This is a genomic window from Fluviicola taffensis DSM 16823 (genome assembly GCF_000194605.1).
GTDB lineage: Bacteria > Bacteroidota > Bacteroidia > Flavobacteriales_D > Crocinitomicaceae > Fluviicola > Fluviicola taffensis.
In genome coordinates, this window is the sequence record NC_015321.1 from 937,237 (window position 1) to 953,160 (window position 15,924).

The 15,924-nt window shown below is 36.6% G+C and carries 11 protein-coding genes and 2 tRNA genes; 9 read left to right on the forward strand and 4 right to left on the reverse strand.

Annotation, left to right across the window (positions count from 1 at the left end):
- Nucleotides 1–550 precede the first annotated feature (550 nt).
- Nucleotides 551–1,561: an NAD(P)/FAD-dependent oxidoreductase gene (locus tag FLUTA_RS04155; protein ID WP_013685602.1), complete on the reverse strand. Its 1,011-nt coding sequence runs from the start codon at nucleotides 1,559–1,561 to the stop codon at nucleotides 551–553.
- A gap of 92 nt (nucleotides 1,562–1,653) precedes the next feature.
- On the opposite strand from FLUTA_RS04155, the gene FLUTA_RS04160 reads away from it, so the two are divergent.
- A complete protein-coding gene (locus FLUTA_RS04160; RefSeq protein WP_013685603.1) occupies nucleotides 1,654–3,669 on the forward strand; it encodes a glycosyltransferase family 39 protein in 2,016 nt (671 codons plus the stop codon).
- Nucleotides 3,670–3,728: 59 nt separating this feature from the next.
- Here the strand turns inward: FLUTA_RS04160 and FLUTA_RS04165 are convergent, their stop codons facing one another.
- Nucleotides 3,729–4,262 carry an RNA methyltransferase gene (locus FLUTA_RS04165; RefSeq protein WP_013685604.1) on the reverse strand — a complete coding sequence of 178 codons (534 nt, stop codon included), beginning with the start codon at nucleotides 4,260–4,262 and terminating at the stop codon, nucleotides 3,729–3,731.
- Nucleotides 4,263–4,395: 133 nt separating this feature from the next.
- On the opposite strand from FLUTA_RS04165, the gene mutS reads away from it, so the two are divergent.
- Nucleotides 4,396–7,020, forward strand: coding sequence for a DNA mismatch repair protein MutS (gene mutS, locus FLUTA_RS04170; protein ID WP_013685605.1), 2,625 nt, complete (start codon nucleotides 4,396–4,398; stop codon nucleotides 7,018–7,020).
- A gap of 155 nt (nucleotides 7,021–7,175) precedes the next feature.
- A complete protein-coding gene (locus FLUTA_RS04175) occupies nucleotides 7,176–8,264 on the forward strand; it encodes a fatty acid desaturase family protein (RefSeq protein WP_013685606.1) in 1,089 nt (362 codons plus the stop codon).
- A gap of 135 nt (nucleotides 8,265–8,399) precedes the next feature.
- On the opposite strand, the gene FLUTA_RS04180 is transcribed toward FLUTA_RS04175, so the two are convergent.
- The gene (locus tag FLUTA_RS04180; protein WP_013685607.1) at nucleotides 8,400–9,077 is read right to left on the reverse strand and encodes a LytR/AlgR family response regulator transcription factor; all 678 of its coding nucleotides are present in this window, start codon (nucleotides 9,075–9,077) and stop codon (nucleotides 8,400–8,402) included.
- Nucleotides 9,078–9,098: 21 nt separating this feature from the next.
- Nucleotides 9,099–10,091: a sensor histidine kinase gene (locus FLUTA_RS04185; protein ID WP_013685608.1), complete on the reverse strand. Its 993-nt coding sequence runs from the start codon at nucleotides 10,089–10,091 to the stop codon at nucleotides 9,099–9,101.
- Nucleotides 10,092–10,261: 170 nt separating this feature from the next.
- On the opposite strand from FLUTA_RS04185, the gene FLUTA_RS04190 reads away from it, so the two are divergent.
- The 6 genes from FLUTA_RS04190 (at nucleotide 10,262) to fabD (ending at nucleotide 15,876) form a co-directional block, all read left to right on the forward strand.
- Entirely contained in the window at nucleotides 10,262–12,595 is a 2,334-nt protein-coding gene (locus FLUTA_RS04190; protein ID WP_013685609.1) for a TonB-dependent receptor, read from the forward strand.
- A 22-nt stretch (nucleotides 12,596–12,617) separates the two neighbouring features.
- Nucleotides 12,618–13,664: a sensor histidine kinase gene (locus FLUTA_RS20520; protein ID WP_013685610.1), complete on the forward strand. Its 1,047-nt coding sequence runs from the start codon at nucleotides 12,618–12,620 to the stop codon at nucleotides 13,662–13,664.
- A 17-nt stretch (nucleotides 13,665–13,681) separates the two neighbouring features.
- Nucleotides 13,682–14,437, forward strand: a complete 756-nt coding sequence (locus FLUTA_RS04200; RefSeq protein ID WP_013685611.1) for a LytR/AlgR family response regulator transcription factor — start codon at nucleotides 13,682–13,684, stop codon at nucleotides 14,435–14,437.
- Nucleotides 14,438–14,541: 104 nt separating this feature from the next.
- Nucleotides 14,542–14,614 (forward strand) — tRNA-Gly (locus FLUTA_RS04205).
- Between the two features lie 87 nt (nucleotides 14,615–14,701).
- A tRNA-Leu gene (locus FLUTA_RS04210) sits at nucleotides 14,702–14,788 on the forward strand.
- A gap of 206 nt (nucleotides 14,789–14,994) precedes the next feature.
- Nucleotides 14,995–15,876: an ACP S-malonyltransferase gene (gene fabD, locus FLUTA_RS04215; protein ID WP_013685612.1), complete on the forward strand. Its 882-nt coding sequence runs from the start codon at nucleotides 14,995–14,997 to the stop codon at nucleotides 15,874–15,876.
- Nucleotides 15,877–15,924: the final 48 nt, after the last annotated feature.

Consider the following 15,924-nt stretch of genomic DNA (forward strand, 5'->3'; position numbering starts at 1 on the left):
TTGCTTTTCGGTTACCGCCAGCACTATTAAAATAACAACTAACTTTGAAGGCTGCATTAGTGCGATGCAGTAACAAAGTTGCGCTAATCCATTGCCCTGCAATGCGAGGGAAGCGTCTTTGGAGAATGGGGATGTTGCAGCATCTCCATTTTTTTAATACAAAACTAAAACGACTTACTAAAGCTGTAAAGAATTTAATTCTTAAGCAATTTCATTTATTTAAAGAGTGTCTCCAACCTGAAATATTCTTTTGAAATGATTTGGATATGGTATATAATTAATTCTCGGTTTAGTAATTTAAGTTAGTCAGTTTCAAACTTATAAAAAAAAAATTTAAGATCGCCATTTCCTTGTTTTTATTCATTCTAAATAATAAGACGTTTACTCTCCTTACAATAAATTGGTGTTGTATCAGTAAAAAATGAAAGAAAACTTGGTCTGATAGATTATTAAACTCTTCATTAAATTTAATCTGTAAAAATGAGCTAACAAAAAAAAGCAGCCACCATTCGATTGCCGCTTCAAAAATCAAGTAATGAAGAATTAAATTTTAAAACCCCTGAACTCCATTTACCGTTGTATACTTCAAGATATTTTTCTTATCTGGATGAATACGTGCAAATGCAGATTGAACAGCCAACGTTCCTTCGTGAAACCCACATAAAATGAGTTTCAACTTATTTTCATACGTATTCACATCACCGATTGCGTAAATTCCTGGGATATTCGTTGAATAATCCAAGGTATTCACTTTAATGGCATTTTTCTCAATTTCCAATCCCCAATCGGCAATTGGACCCAAAGATGGTTTTAGACCAAACAAAGGAATAAAATGATCTGTTTCCTGTAAAATTTCTCCTTGAGTGTTGTGTTGAATTTTCACCTGTTTCAAAGAACCTTCTCCCTCTACTCCAACAACCTCAGCTTCTGTAATTAATTTGATCTGACCACATTCAGCCATGTCGATTACTTTTTGCACAGAATCTAAATGTCCGCGGAAAGATGCGCTTCGGTGAACCAAAACAACTTCTTTCGCTATTTTCTTTTCCACCAAGAAGATTGACCAATCCAATGCTGAATCGCCACCTCCTGAAATTACACAACGTTTTCCACGATAAAACTCAGGATCTTTGATGATGTATTCAATTCCTTTATCCTCAAAATCAGCTAAGTTTGAAATAGGAGGTTTACGTGGCTCGAAAACACCCAATCCACCTGCAATCATGACAATTGGAGCCAAATGTTTCGTCCCTTTAACCGTTGTGACGATGAATTTTCCGTCTTCTGTTTTATCAATGGTCATTGCAGCTTCACCCAATGTAAAACCTGGTTTAAACGGAGCAGCTTGTTCCATCAAATTATCCACTAAATCTCCAGCCAAAACCGACGGAAATCCAGGAATATCATAAATCGGTTTTTTTGGATAAATTTCTGAACATTGTCCGCCAGGCTGAGGTAAAGAATCAATTAAGTGGCAATGTAATTTAAGCAAACCTGCTTCAAAAACGGTGAAAAGACCTACAGGTCCAGCACCTATAATTATTATATCAGTTTCAATCATTATTCAAATAATAAAGTGATGCAACGCTTATGCAGTAGCTTCAGCGAAGGCACAAAAATAACGATTGTTTCTTAGATTGACATCGCTAAAAAATGGTAATTCAAGCTTGTCCGACTATTGAAATTCACTTGTCAAACTTAAAATCCCCAAGCTTTGTTATTTTTGTTAAAAGCATTCCAGTGATTGGCACAAGTAAACGAAGTATTTCAGATTTTCTAAAAGAACATTTCATCATTATTGGAATCATTCTTTTGGCTATTATACTTAGATGTTATGACTTACTCTCTATTCCTTACACCCACGATGAGCTTAGCGGACTTCTTCGCACGCGTTTTGATTCCTTCAGTGAATTAATCGCAAAAGGAGTAAAAATAGATGGACACCCTGCATTTGTTCAAGTTTTCCTTTTTTACTGGACCAAATTATTTGGAACCGCAGAGTGGATTGTAAAATTGCCTTTTATTCTTTCTGGAGTTGGCGGCGTTTACTTGGCTTACAAAATTGGAAAACGTTGGTCGAATCTGACTGTTGGTTTAATCGTAGCAGCAATTATTGCAAGCAGTCAGTATCCCATTATGTACAGTCAAATTGCACGACCATACACCAGCGGATTTTTCTTCACCTTATTGTTTGCTTATCATTGGGGAGAAATCGTCTTCTTTAAAAATTACGCACGCAAACATTTAATCTGGTTTCCAATTGCTGCAGCATTATGTGCTTACAATCACCATTTCAGCATGCTGACTGCTGGCTTAATTGGAATCTTTGGAATTATCTACACATTCAAAGATTATTTATGGAAGTACCTGCTGCTTTGTCTAGTTGCAATTATTCTCTATTCCCCACATTTTACAATTCTCTTCGCTCAACTTAAAATGGGTGGCTTAGCTGGGTGGTTAGGAAAACCTGGACCCGATTTTTTGGCTAATTACGTGCACTATATCTTCCAATTCTCGGCGATACTAATCGCTGTTTATATTGGAATCATTGTTTGGACACGTATTTCAGGACGACCAGTAAGGAAACATTCAAAAGCGATTCTTTTCTGTGGAATATTATTCTTTACCGTTTACTTTATTGGATATTTCTATTCAACATCTATTGCGCCAGTATTGCAAACTTCTGTACTTATTTTTGCTTATCCGTTCTTACTTCTATTCTTGTTTGGCTGGGCAAAAGAACAATCCAAGCGAATGAATTTAGTTCTCGTAATTACTATTCTTTCATTAAACTGCTTCGCGCTTATTTTCCAACGAAAACACTACACGGTTTTTTATAAAACTCCATTTAAGCAATTGATTGTAGATGCGAATGATGCAACTAAAGAATATCCTAAAACCTTCACTATTATTTTTTCAGATGAACCAAAAACACGGTTTTATTCAGAAAAAGGGGAAATAATCATTCCAAACTCTTATTTATTCATTACTTCTCCTGAATTCAATGAAAAAAAGTTGGATTCACTACTTATCGAAAAGTTTGAATCTCATGATCAAATTTGTTTAGGCGCAACCTCTTCTATGTCTCCAACATTCAGAGCAATTGTTCTTGAAAAATATCCGCAAATTATTTGGCAGCGAAACTATTTTTCTGCGTCGACTTTACTTGTTGGAAAAGGAAAACCAACTGAAAAACCACTTGCAACCATTTCCAAAAACAAAAATCAATTCAACGGATACAACCCGAATAAATGGTCAAATGCTGGTTATCGATTCGAAACAGATGAAGAATGGGGGCCAGGATATGCAAAACCATTGAGCGAATTTGTAAAAAGACCTTCCGATATCATTGATGTCATCGTGAAATTAAAACTTTCTGATTTGTCTCTGAACCCCATTTTAGTTCTTAATGTGCAAGATGGTGATTCCATTATTAGATTTTCTGCCAGTGAGGCGATTCAAAAGAATATAAACAAATCAGATAGTACTGTTACGCTTATTCAATCCATCAAATTCATCGATTTGAATTACCTAAAATTCGATAATCCAACCTTTAACACCTATATCTGGAATAGAGATAAAAAACCCATAATTATTCAATCCTTTGAAGTGATTTACAGACGAGATAATCCGTTTACTTATGGAATTTACAATCCGATTATAGAATAATTCTAATTGAAAATGGAGAATTGGAAAATTGAAAAGCAGAAATATATCTTTTCAATTTGCTAAGAAATATATCTTTTCGCAAACTCCCACAAAACAATTCCTGCGCAGACGGAAACATTCAAACTGTGCTTGGTTCCAAATTGGGGAATTTCAATGATGTAATTTGATGAATCAATAACTGATTGGTCTACTCCATCCACCTCATTTCCGAAAACCAAAGCGAATCTTTGATCTTTCAATGTAGAAATCTCATGAAGTAAGACCGTCTCCTCTGCTTGCTCTATGCTACAAACAGCAATTCCTTCTTCCTTCAATTCAGCAACTAAAGCATTTATATCCTGTCGGTATTCCCAATCAATCGTTTCAGTTGCCCCCAAAGCTGTTTTGTGAATTTCACGATGTGGGGGTTGAGCTGTTATCCCGCACAGATACACTTTCTCAATGTTGAATGCATCAGCAGTTCGAAAGAAAGAACCAATATTATTCAGACTGCGGATATCGTTTAAAATAATGATAAGTGGAAATTTCTCCTGCGTTTTGAACGTTTGCTCATCTACACGATCCAGTTCCCACAATTTTAATTTACGATTCATTACACAAAGGTAATTATATTCAAAAATCAGGAATACATTGTCTGGTTTAAACTTATGTTGAAAACTCGTAACAGTAAAATTCCACAAACTCAAGCTTCACTTCGTATTTTTGACACGAACGAAACTTATTCACGTGTCGAAAAAAGAAAAAGGTCCAGCGGAAACGCCATTGATGAAGCAATACAACGAAATTAAAGCAAAACATCCTCAAGCTTTATTGCTTTTCCGTGTTGGAGATTTTTATGAGACATTCGGGGAAGATGCCATTACAGCTTCAAAAACCTTAGGAATTATTTTAACAAAACGCGGAGCGGGATCACCCTCTGAAATTGAACTTGCGGGATTTCCACATCATTCATTGGACACCTATTTACCCAAACTAGTTCGCGCAGGTCATCGTGTGGCGATTTGTGATCAGCTGGAAGATCCAAAAATGACCAAAACAATTGTCAAGCGCGGAGTAACCGAATTGGTAACCCCAGGAATTGCGTTTAGTGATAAAATTCTAGATGGTCATCACAACAATTTTTTAGGAGCAATTCATTTTGGAAAAGAAATTCACGGAATTGCCTTTTTAGACGTAACAACTGGTGAGTTTTTTACCGCTCAAGGAAATACCGAATATATCACGAAGCTGATTCAAGGTTTTGAACCAAGTGAAATCATCTATCAAAAAAACAAGCATTCCCTTTTCCAAGAATTATTTGGAACCAAATACTACACCTTCCGATTAGACGATTGGATTTTTACTCCGGATTTTGGAAAAGAACGATTGACGAATCATTTTAAAACCAATTCCATGAAAGGTTTTGGAATCGATGATTTGGAATACGGAATTATTGCTTCAGGTGCAATTCTTCATTATTTAGGAGAAACACAGCACGATAAACTGGGGCACATCACCCAAATTCAGCGCATTGAAGAAGAAAAATATGTGTGGCTGGACCGCTTCACTATTCGCAATCTGGAATTAATTGCTCCCCTAAACGAAGGTGGAAAAACCTTGTTCAATGTGATCAATGGAACTAAAACCCCCATGGGTGATCGTTTGTTGAAACGCTGGATTGTAATGCCATTGAAGCACGAAGAACAAATCAACTTACGCATTGATGCAGTAGCAGATCTAACTGATAAGCACAGTCTGAGAGCTGAAATTGAACATGAACTAAATGAAATTGGCGATATGGAACGCTTGATTTCAAAAGTTGCCGTTGGAAAAATTCATCCAAAAGAATTACGTGTACTCTCGCGTATTTTAGAACACATGGTGCCATTGAGAGATGCTTGCTCACACAGTGTGAGTAATCTGTTACAGCAATTATCCCAACGATTAGAACCTTGCGAAGAGTTTATTCAATTGGTAGAGAGAATGCTCTTGAAAGATCCTGCAGTAATGTTGGGAAAAGGGCCAGTTATTGCGAATGGTGTTCATTCGGAACTAGATGAACTGCGTGCGATTTCTGAAAGTGGGAAAGATTATTTGGAAGCGATGCAAGAGCGTGAATCTGAAAAAACAGGAATTCCAAGTTTAAAAATTGCCTTCAACAATGTTTTCGGATATTACTTGGAGGTTCGAAATACGCACAAAGACAAAGTTCCGGAAGAGTGGATTCGCAAACAAACACTTGTAAGCGCGGAACGATACATTACACCTGAATTAAAAGAATACGAAACCAAGATATTAGGCGCAGAAGACAAAATCTCTGCCATTGAAGCCAAGTTGTATTTCGAATTGGTGCAAAAACTAAGCGCTTTCGTGGGCGCTATTCAGCGAAATGCCTTCTTGATTGCACAATTGGATTGCTTGACAGGTTTTGCAGATTTGGCTATTCGCAATAATTACTCAAAACCTACCATCAACGATAGCTATGTCATCGACATTAAAAATGGCCGTCATCCTGTTATTGAAGGTCAGTTGAAAGCAGGTGTAGAATATGTTCCAAATGACGTTTATCTCGATAAAGAGGAACAACAAATCATCATGATTACTGGTCCAAACATGTCGGGTAAAAGTGCATTATTGCGTCAAACAGCGCTCATTGTTCTTATGGCTCAAATGGGAAGTTTTATCCCCGCAGATGCTGCCATTTTAGGAATTGTAGACAAGGTCTTTACACGTGTTGGAGCTTCAGACAATATTTCCTCCGGAGAATCTACTTTCATGGTAGAGATGAACGAGACATCTAGTATTTTGAACAATTTATCAGATCGCAGTTTGATTTTATTGGATGAAATTGGACGAGGAACCAGTACTTACGATGGAATTTCGATTGCTTGGGCCATTGCAGAATTCATTCACGAATTCCCACAAGCAAAAGGAAAAACACTTTTTGCAACACATTATCATGAACTGAATGAAATGGCGGTTCAATTTCCGCGCATTCACAATTACAATGTAAGCGTAAAAGAAGTGGGGCAAAAAATCATCTTCTTACGCAAGTTAGTTGAAGGGGGAAGTGAGCACAGTTTTGGTATTCACGTTGCAAAACTAGCTGGAATGCCAACCAAAGTAATCCAACGAGCAGAATTAATGTTGGAGCAACTGGAATTGAATCACCGCTCTAGTGAAATGAAAAATGTGAAGGATGTTGTGATTCAAGCAGGAGCTTCAAACGACATGCAATTGAGCTTTTTTCAGCTAAACGATCCTGTTTTGGAACAAATTCACGATCAATTAATTTCGATTGATATCAATACCTTGACTCCGGTTGAAGCTTTGATGAAGTTGAACGAAATCAAGAAGTTAACAGGAGGTTAGTCGAAAATTAGTTGATTAAAAACAACTAAAGCACCCTAAAAAGCACAGAACTGATAAACGGCGTTCATCCGTTTAGTAAGCGTGATATCCCTTTTTGTGATGTTTATTCACGATTGATGATCACCTTTGTGTTATATAATTTATAACAAAACACAATGGGGGCAAAAAACGTAAGATTTAATACTAGCTCAAATAAAGATTTTCAATCAGAATTAAGAAAACGAGTTGATTCTTATTTCAAAGACAATAACATTAGTAAAAACGGAAATTGGAAGTTATATATCAAGACTTTCGTGATGTTTTCAGCCTATGTAATTCCATTTCTCTTAATCACTTTCAATGTATTCGATTCTAAATTAAGCTGGCTTATTTTAGCCATTTTAATGGGATTCGGAATGGCTGGTATTGGAATGAGTGTTATGCACGACGCAAACCACGGAAGCTACAGTAAAAACGATAAACTCAATAAAATATTAGGATTTTTCTCTTTGGCTTTCCTTGCTGGAAACTCTCAAAATTGGAAAACTCAACACAACGTTATTCACCATACATACACCAATGTACATGAGCTAGATGAAGATATTGCTCCTGTTGGCGTTTTGCGTTTTGAGCCTTATTCAGATAAAAAAGCAATTCACAAATTACAATTTATCTATGCGTGGTTTTTCTACGGATTAATGACTTTAATGTGGAGTACTGTGAAAGACTTTAAACAAGTAATTCGGTACAATAAAGAAGGTCATGTTCAGGCAGCAGGAACAACCTTAGGAAAACAACTATTCATTATTATTCTATCTAAGCTTGTTTATTTCAGTTATATGCTAATTCCTTTTTTCGTAATTCCTGAAATGACATTTTTGAATTGGGTTTTAGGCTATTGTGTCATGCATTTTGTAGCAGGTTTAACTTTGGCGGTTGTATTCCAATTGGCACACGTAACAGATGAAAATGAATATCCGATGCCTACAGACAATCAATTGGAGCATAGCTTCATGGTTCATCAACTGAGTACGACTATGAATTTCGCTACAAATAACCCAGTTATTTCATACGTTGTTGGAGGATTGAATTTCCAAGTAGAGCATCACCTATTCCCGTCGATTTCGCACATTCATTATCCGAAAATTTCTAAAATTGTTCAAGCAACAGCAGCAGAATACAATTTACCTTATCACACTGGAAAATCGTTTTGGGGAGCGCTTGCTGCTCATACTAAAATGCTATACACACTCGGAAGAGTTTAAGAAATAGGTTGATTTAAAAACCGATAGAATCAGAAGCCTTTCGCCACAGTGGAGGGCTTTTATTATTTCACGCAGATAGCGCAGATTTTCGCAGAGGGAAACGCAAAGTATATTTGATATCAAAAGAAGAAATAATTACTCTAAGAGCACCGAATATTTTCGTCCAACAGGTAAAACAGTACCATTGGAAAGCAGTACCTCTGTTTTCTTGAACTCAGTGATTGTTTCTCGTTTAACAATATACGATTTGTGGATTCGAATAAAATAAGGAGGTGGAAGAACAGATAAAATGTACTTCATAGTTTGGGTAATCAATAATGGTTTTTCAGTTGCTAAATACAAACGAATGTAATTTCCTACAGCTTCAATATAAAGAATATTTTGGGTTTGGATTGTTCTTAAAATGCCCTCATGCTTTACCTCAATTTCCGGGTAAAAATCGGCTTCTTTCCGAGGTAAAGGTCTGTCGATAATTTTATTGATTGCTTTCAAAAATCGCGGATAAGAAATTGGCTTCAACAAATAATCCACTACTCCATTTTGATACGCTTCAAATCCGAAATTGCTATAAGCAGTAGTTAGAATAACCGATGGTGAATAAGGCATGCATTCCAACAATTCCAACCCAGTAAGTCGTGGCATTTCGATATCTAGAAATAAAACATCTACCTGATTGTTCCGTAGAAACTCCAAAGCTTCTTGCCCGTCATAAACATCTCCAATTATCTCCAATTGTTCTGTCCGTCCAATATGTGCCTGAAGCACTAAATGTGCAGGAGCTTCATCATCAACTATAAGGCATTTGTACTTCATCTCTACAAGATACTATTTTCGTTACAATACAAGCGTCAATTCAACCGTATGAATACCATCTGCATCTGTAATAATCAATTCATGTTTGTTGTTATACATTAATTCAAGGCGCTGCTTCGTATTTGAAATTCCTGTATTCGTGCCAGAGAACTCCCTTCTTTCTGGGTCAAAATTATTCCAAACTTTAAAAGTAAGGCGCTGTTTATCTGTACTAATCTCCAAAGAAACCGTTGGCTTTTCAGTTCCACTGCTGTACTTAATCGCATTTTCTATGAACGGCATAAACAACATGGGAGATAACATCAATTGATTCATTGCTATTTTGTTGTGTAAACTGATATTCAATTTAGGGCTTCTATTTTGCTCATAACTGAGATACTTCTTAATGAAATCAATTTCCTCATACAAGGGAACACGTTCCTTTTTGGACGATTCAATCTGATAACGCAACAAATCGGAAAGTTCCAAAATTTTATCAGGAGTTTCATTGGGAGCAGTCAATGAGGTCGCATACAAATTATTCAATGCGTTGAACAAAAAGTGTGGATTCAACTGTGCTTTCAGATGTCGAATTTCATCATCCTTCTCTAACAAACCAGTCAAAAACCGCCTATTCCTATCCGAAATATTTTTGTGCATGTAGTAAAAACCAAGTCCCACCAAATAAATGAGGAAAATGGAAATGCACATCGTTATCACATCTCTATTTGAAACAAAAGTAAATGGTGTGAAGTAATTGATTAGGAAATAACTGGCAAAGAGAGAAACCGTCCCTAAAAAATATTTAAGGTTTTGCTTACTAAAAAAACGTTCATATAAAAATCGGTTATGGATGTATACCTGAATATGTGCAATGGCAAACATAACTCCACCATTAAAAACAACATGCATAAACCGCCCTTTTTCATGGATTTGATGGGTACCATCGACAAGTACCATGATAAGCCCAAGTAAGCAAAAGAACAGATAAATCACGATGTTCCGAAGCCAAAAGTTGAAGTACGAAAATTTCATAAACAAAGTTATCATTTTGGAGTAACTTCCTGATTTATTAATTCACATTCAATCATCCGCTTAACGATTGAAATACTTCACACAACAATTCAACCTTGATTTACTACAATTCATTTTTATTTGAATCGGTCGGAGATTTGTCCTTTATACTTTAGTAGAAAAAAGAAACTATGAGGCTGATCCTATTTTTCGCACTTCTAAGCTCTAGCATTACTTATTCTCAAACAATTCAAGGAGCAATTGCAGACAAACAATCAAAATCACCCATTCCAGGTGTACTTGTTGAAGTAGCTGTTGGCGATTCGATGATTCGAACTCTCAGCAATGATGACGGATACTATCGCATCGAAAATTTACCCGTAGGCAGGTATTCCATCCAATTTTCTTATACCAACTACAAAACAATCAGTCTTTCCAACATTTCAGTTATTTCAGGTAAAGAGCTTGAATTAGCTATTGAACTGGAAGAAAACATTGTTCAGATTAATGAAGTTGTCATCACACACAATGCCGACAAACGCAAAAGCATCAATGAAATGTTAACCGTTAGTACCCGAACAATCTCCATTGAAGAAGCTGGAAGATATGCTGGATCAAGACAAGACTTCGCCAAAGTAGCCCAAAACTATGCAGGAGTAAGTGGTGCAAATGATGCCAGAAACGACATTATTATACGTGGAAATTCACCTACTGGAGTATTATGGCGCATGGAAGGAATCGACATACCAAGTCCCAATCACTTTTCAACATTGGGTACAACTGGTGGACCAGTAAGTATGCTGAACTTGAATAATCTAAGTAATTCTGATTTTATGACTAGTGCCTGGAGCGCAGATTATGGCAATGCGCTTTCTGGAGTATTTGATCTACAGCTGAGAAACGGAAACACAAAAAAACGGGAATACTTGGGTCAAATCGGTTTCAATGGTTTCGAATTGGGATTGGAGGGCCCTTTCGCGAAAGGAAAAAAGGCCTCATACATCGTCAATTACCGTTATTCCACACTTGCTTTAATCAAAGCTATTGGCATTAATTTAGGAACTGGTGCTGCTGTACCCTATTACCAAGATGTCACTTTTAAAGTCGATCTTCCTACCAAAAAAGCTGGACGGTTTTCTCTTTTTGGCATTGGAGGTATTAGCTCCATCAAATTTGAAACAGATTCCACCGATCAAAACAACTTGTATTTCGGAGAGAATATCCGCTCCAATATCCGTTCAAAAACTGGAATAATCGGCATCTCTCATCGTTATTTTTTCAATGAAAAAACCTTTTCAAAATTAGTCATTGCAGTGAGCAGTACGAAGGACCAAACGGAAATAGATAGTTTAACAAATAATACTGCTCCAATGAGATATTACGGAAGTTCTAATCAGCAAACAAAGTATTCACTTAATTATAAAGTCAACCACAAATTCAATGCAAAAAACACCTTAACCGTTGGAGTTATTTACGATTACATTCAGTTCAACTTAACTGATTCGGTAAAAAATAATTTAGGAGCATATAATCGGTCCAAAGATTACAGAAATGGCACCAGTTTAATACAAACCTATGTATTGTATCAGCATCGTTTTACGGATAAACTGACTTTAAATGCAGGATATCACAATCAACATCTCCTTTTAAACAATTCACATTCGGACGAACCAAGAATTGGTTTGAAATATCAATTAACAGATAAACACACATTTTCAGTAGGATCTGGCTTACACAGTCAGATGCAATTTGTGACATCCTATTTTGAAGAAGAGGAAATTAATGGCGAAAAAGTATTGTCAAATAAGCAGATGGATTTCACCAAATCTTTTCAAAATGTGATTGGGTATGATTGGTTTATTCAACGGAACTTAAGACTTAAAACAGAGATTTACTACCAATATATTTACGATGTTCCGGTTCAAGTTCAATCGAGTTCATACTCCATGCTGAATGCTGGAGATGGTTTTGGAAGTCTTAGTGAAACAGGATTAGTCAACAAAGGAACTGGCCAGAATTACGGAATTGAATTGACCCTTGAAAAAGTATATACACGAGGATACTACATCTTGTTTACTTCATCCATTTTCGAATCAACATACAAAGGAAGTGATCGCATTGAACGAGGAACAACATTTAACACCAATTATGTATTCAACCTTGCAGCAGGAAATGAATTGAGATTAGGCAAAAAATCCCTTTTAAGATTCGATGCACAAGTTACATTTGCTGGAGGAAGAAGAGAAACACCTATCGATCTGGAAGCTTCGATAGCCGCTGGAAAAGAAGTGAGAGACCAAACAAAAGCTTTTTCAGTTCAAAATTCACCTTACTTCAAAGCCAACTTCAAACTCACTTATGAATTGAATCTTCGAAAAATAACGAATCATTTCTCCATTGATTTGCAAAATTTAACCAATCATAAAAACAAGTATACACAGTCATACAATCCAAGTATTCAGCAAATTGTAACAACATACCAAACTGGGTTTTATCCCAACGTCACTTACAAAATCTTATTTTAACTTTACATAAAGAAGTCATTGCATGTTTTTAAGTCGTGAAAAAAGAAGGGAGTTATTGCAATTCAACGATAATCGTTTGCGCTTATTCGGAATTCCGATTCTTTCCATTATCATTATGGCTGTATTTTTCGACACACAACCATTCAATCAGTTTATTGCGCTTACAATAACTTGGTTCATCACAATCGGAATAACTACTGTTTTTTGGCATTTGAACAGAGCTATTTCAATCTACGTTCGCTTGTGGTTTAAAAACGATACCTCTGCAAAACGCTATTTCATTCTCTTTTTAATCATCACTTTTGTAACCGTTGGATTCACCTGGGTCTCAAACTGTATCTCGCTGCATTATTCTTCGGAAAAAGAAAAAATCACCACCAGTCTCTTGGTAAGAAGCTACGTTTGCAATCTTTTGGTTACTTACATGATTACGGCGATTTATGAAACCGTTTACTTCTTCAAAAAATGGCAACAGTCAAATACAATTACTCAAGAACTGAAGATTGAAAATTATCACACGCAGTTGAATGTCCTGAAAGCAAACATGAGCCCTCACTTTCTATTTAATTCACTGAATACACTTGCCTCAATTGTTCCGAAAAAACCAGAGTTAGCTCAAGAATTTATTCAGAATCTTTCTCAAGTATATCGCTATATTTTAGAAATGAAAGATGAAAAAACAGTTTCGGTAAGTGATGAAATGAATCTGCTAAATGCTTACTTGTTTTTGTTGAATGTTCGGTTTGAAAAAAACATTTCACTTACCGTTAATGTCCCAAATTCACTGTATACTAAAAGTATTGTTCCGTTGAGTTTGCAAATTCTGATTGAAAATGTGGTGAAGCACAATGTAATCTCAAGTAGCAGACCATTGATTGTAACCATTTATTCGGATGAAAGCGAGGAATATATTACTGTAAAAAACAACCTTCAGCCAAAAAGAACCAACGAATACTCTTCGAAATTCGGACATATTAGCATTATTAAACGCTATCAGCTCGTATCAAACAAAGCCGTTATCATAGATACGACCGATGAATATTATTCCGTTTCAATACCTTTACTTTAAATCTTATTCAAAAAAAGATGACTACTATACTCATAATTGAAGATGAAATTCCAGCCGCAGAACGATTAAAGGAGTTGATTCACAAAATTGATTCGAGCATCATCGTATTGGATACTATTGATTCGATTGAAAATGCCATCGATTGGTTTTCAAAAAATGCACATCCACATATTGTATTTATGGATATTCATTTATCCGACGGAAGCAGTTTTGAGATTTTAAAAGAGTCAGTCATTCGATCCAATATCATTTTCGTAACTGCATTTGACCAATATGCCGTAAAAGCATTCCGATTTAATGGAGTCGATTACCTCTTAAAGCCAATCAATGAAAGTCATTTGGCCGAGGCAATTCATAAATGCCAGTCGCTGATGCTAAAAGAAAATGACTTTTCGAAACTCTTAAATGCACTTACCGAAGCTACTACTCCAAAAAACAAAGGTCGATTTGTGATTAAAAAGAAAGATCAACTCATTCACATTTCAACGGAAGAAATTGCTTATTTTTTATCGGAAAACGGAAATTCATTGCTTATTGGGCTAAATGGAGAAAAATATGTGGTGGATTATTCTTTGGATCAAATTGACGATATGCTCGATGAAAATCAGTTCATTAGAGTAAATCGGAAAGTAATTATCCATATCAAGTCATTGATAGCAACAACAAACTGGTTCAACGGGCGCTTAAAACTCACTTTAAAACCGCAACCCTCTGAGGATATTATCGTTAGTCGTGATCGGGTTGCTCATTTTAAATCCTGGTTAGAAAATTGAGAAAAAATTAAGTTGAACTTTTTAATTTTCATCCTTTGTAATCTAAAAATACTTTATATCTTTGTCGCCCGAAGCAAAAAGATGCCTCGGAAAATTGAAATAACGCGAGAGTAGCTCAGTTGGTAGAGCACAACCTTGCCAAGGTTGGGGTCGCGAGTTCGAATCTCGTCTCCCGCTCAAATCTTCACAGTCTGTGTTGATTGGATTAAATTCCGCTCGGATGTGGTCCCGATAGCTATCGGGATGGCAGACACGACGGAACAAGCTCGGATGGTGGAATTGGTAGACACGCCGGACTTAAAATCCTGTGCCTGTATGGGCGTGCGGGTTCAAGTCCCGCTCCGAGTACCATTGATAAAAGGAAGATGCAAGTCTTCCTTTTTTATTCTAAAAAAACTTGTGAATTGGCTTCCACCTTTCACAGGAAAAGTTAAGTCCCGTTGGTGTTTACACCTGCGGGATTTTTCATTTATATCTACCTTACAATTTACACTTCACTTCTCCAGCTATATTTATTTCACGAAGTTGTTATATTTGCCACCTCGAAAAAACAAATTATGAAAGCATATGTATTCCCCGGACAAGGTGCTCAATTCTCAGGAATGGGAAAAGACCTTTACGATTCCTCCGACCTGGCTAAAGAACTTTTCGCTAAAGCGAATGAAATTCTTGGCTTTGACATTCAAAAGATCATGTTTGAAGGATCTGATGAAGAACTGAAGCAAACGAAGGTAACACAACCCGCAATTTTCTTGCATTCAACTATTCTTGCTGCGTGTTTGGGAGATAGTTTCAAACCAGATATGGTTGCAGGACATTCGTTGGGCGAAATTTCTTCGTTGGTAGCAAACAAAACACTTTCTTTTGAGGATGGTTTGCGTTTGGTTTCCAAAAGAGCATTGGCTATGCAGGCAGCTTGCGAAGCAGTTCCATCAACAATGGCAGCAATTTTAGGATTGGAAGACAATGTGGTTGAAGACATTTGTAAATCGATTGACGGAGTTGTGGTTGCAGCAAACTATAACTGCCCTGGACAATTGGTTATTTCAGGTGCAATTCCAGCAGTGGAAGAAGCTTGTGCTAAACTAACTGAAGCTGGTGCAAAACGCGCTTTAATTCTTCCTGTGGGAGGAGCTTTTCATTCACCATTAATGGAACCTGCGAGAGAAGAATTGGCTCAAGCAATTGAATCAACAACTTTCAGCAGCCCAATTTGCCCGGTTTACCAAAACACAACAGCTTCTGCGGTAACAAATCCAGATGAAATTAAGAAAAATCTAATCGATCAGTTAACAGCTCCTGTTCGTTGGACACAAACGATGCAGCAGATGATTGCTGATGGCGCAACGGAAGTAATCGAAGTTGGACCAGGAAAAGTATTACAAGGACTTTTCAAAAAAGTTGATCGCGCATTCCCAACATCAAGCGCAGAGATTTAAAAAATAGATATAAAAAGTAAGGGCGTCCCGCATATGCAGGACGCCCTT

Coding starts and splice junctions, on each gene's coding strand:
- FLUTA_RS04200 (WP_013685611.1), top strand. CDS start 13,682: ATGACTACTATACTCATAATTGAAGATGAAATTCCAGCCGCAGAACGA.
- FLUTA_RS04165 (WP_013685604.1), bottom strand. CDS start 4,262: ATGAATCGTAAATTAAAATTGTGGGAACTGGATCGTGTAGATGAGCAA.
- FLUTA_RS04185 (WP_013685608.1), bottom strand. CDS start 10,091: ATGAAATTTTCGTACTTCAACTTTTGGCTTCGGAACATCGTGATTTAT.
- fabD (WP_013685612.1), top strand. CDS start 14,995: ATGAAAGCATATGTATTCCCCGGACAAGGTGCTCAATTCTCAGGAATG.
- FLUTA_RS20520 (WP_013685610.1), top strand. CDS start 12,618: ATGTTTTTAAGTCGTGAAAAAAGAAGGGAGTTATTGCAATTCAACGAT.
- FLUTA_RS04180 (WP_013685607.1), bottom strand. CDS start 9,077: ATGAAGTACAAATGCCTTATAGTTGATGATGAAGCTCCTGCACATTTA.
- FLUTA_RS04155 (WP_013685602.1), bottom strand. CDS start 1,561: ATGATTGAAACTGATATAATAATTATAGGTGCTGGACCTGTAGGTCTT.
- FLUTA_RS04175 (WP_013685606.1), top strand. CDS start 7,176: ATGGGGGCAAAAAACGTAAGATTTAATACTAGCTCAAATAAAGATTTT.
- FLUTA_RS04190 (WP_013685609.1), top strand. CDS start 10,262: ATGAGGCTGATCCTATTTTTCGCACTTCTAAGCTCTAGCATTACTTAT.
- FLUTA_RS04160 (WP_013685603.1), top strand. CDS start 1,654: ATGGTAATTCAAGCTTGTCCGACTATTGAAATTCACTTGTCAAACTTA.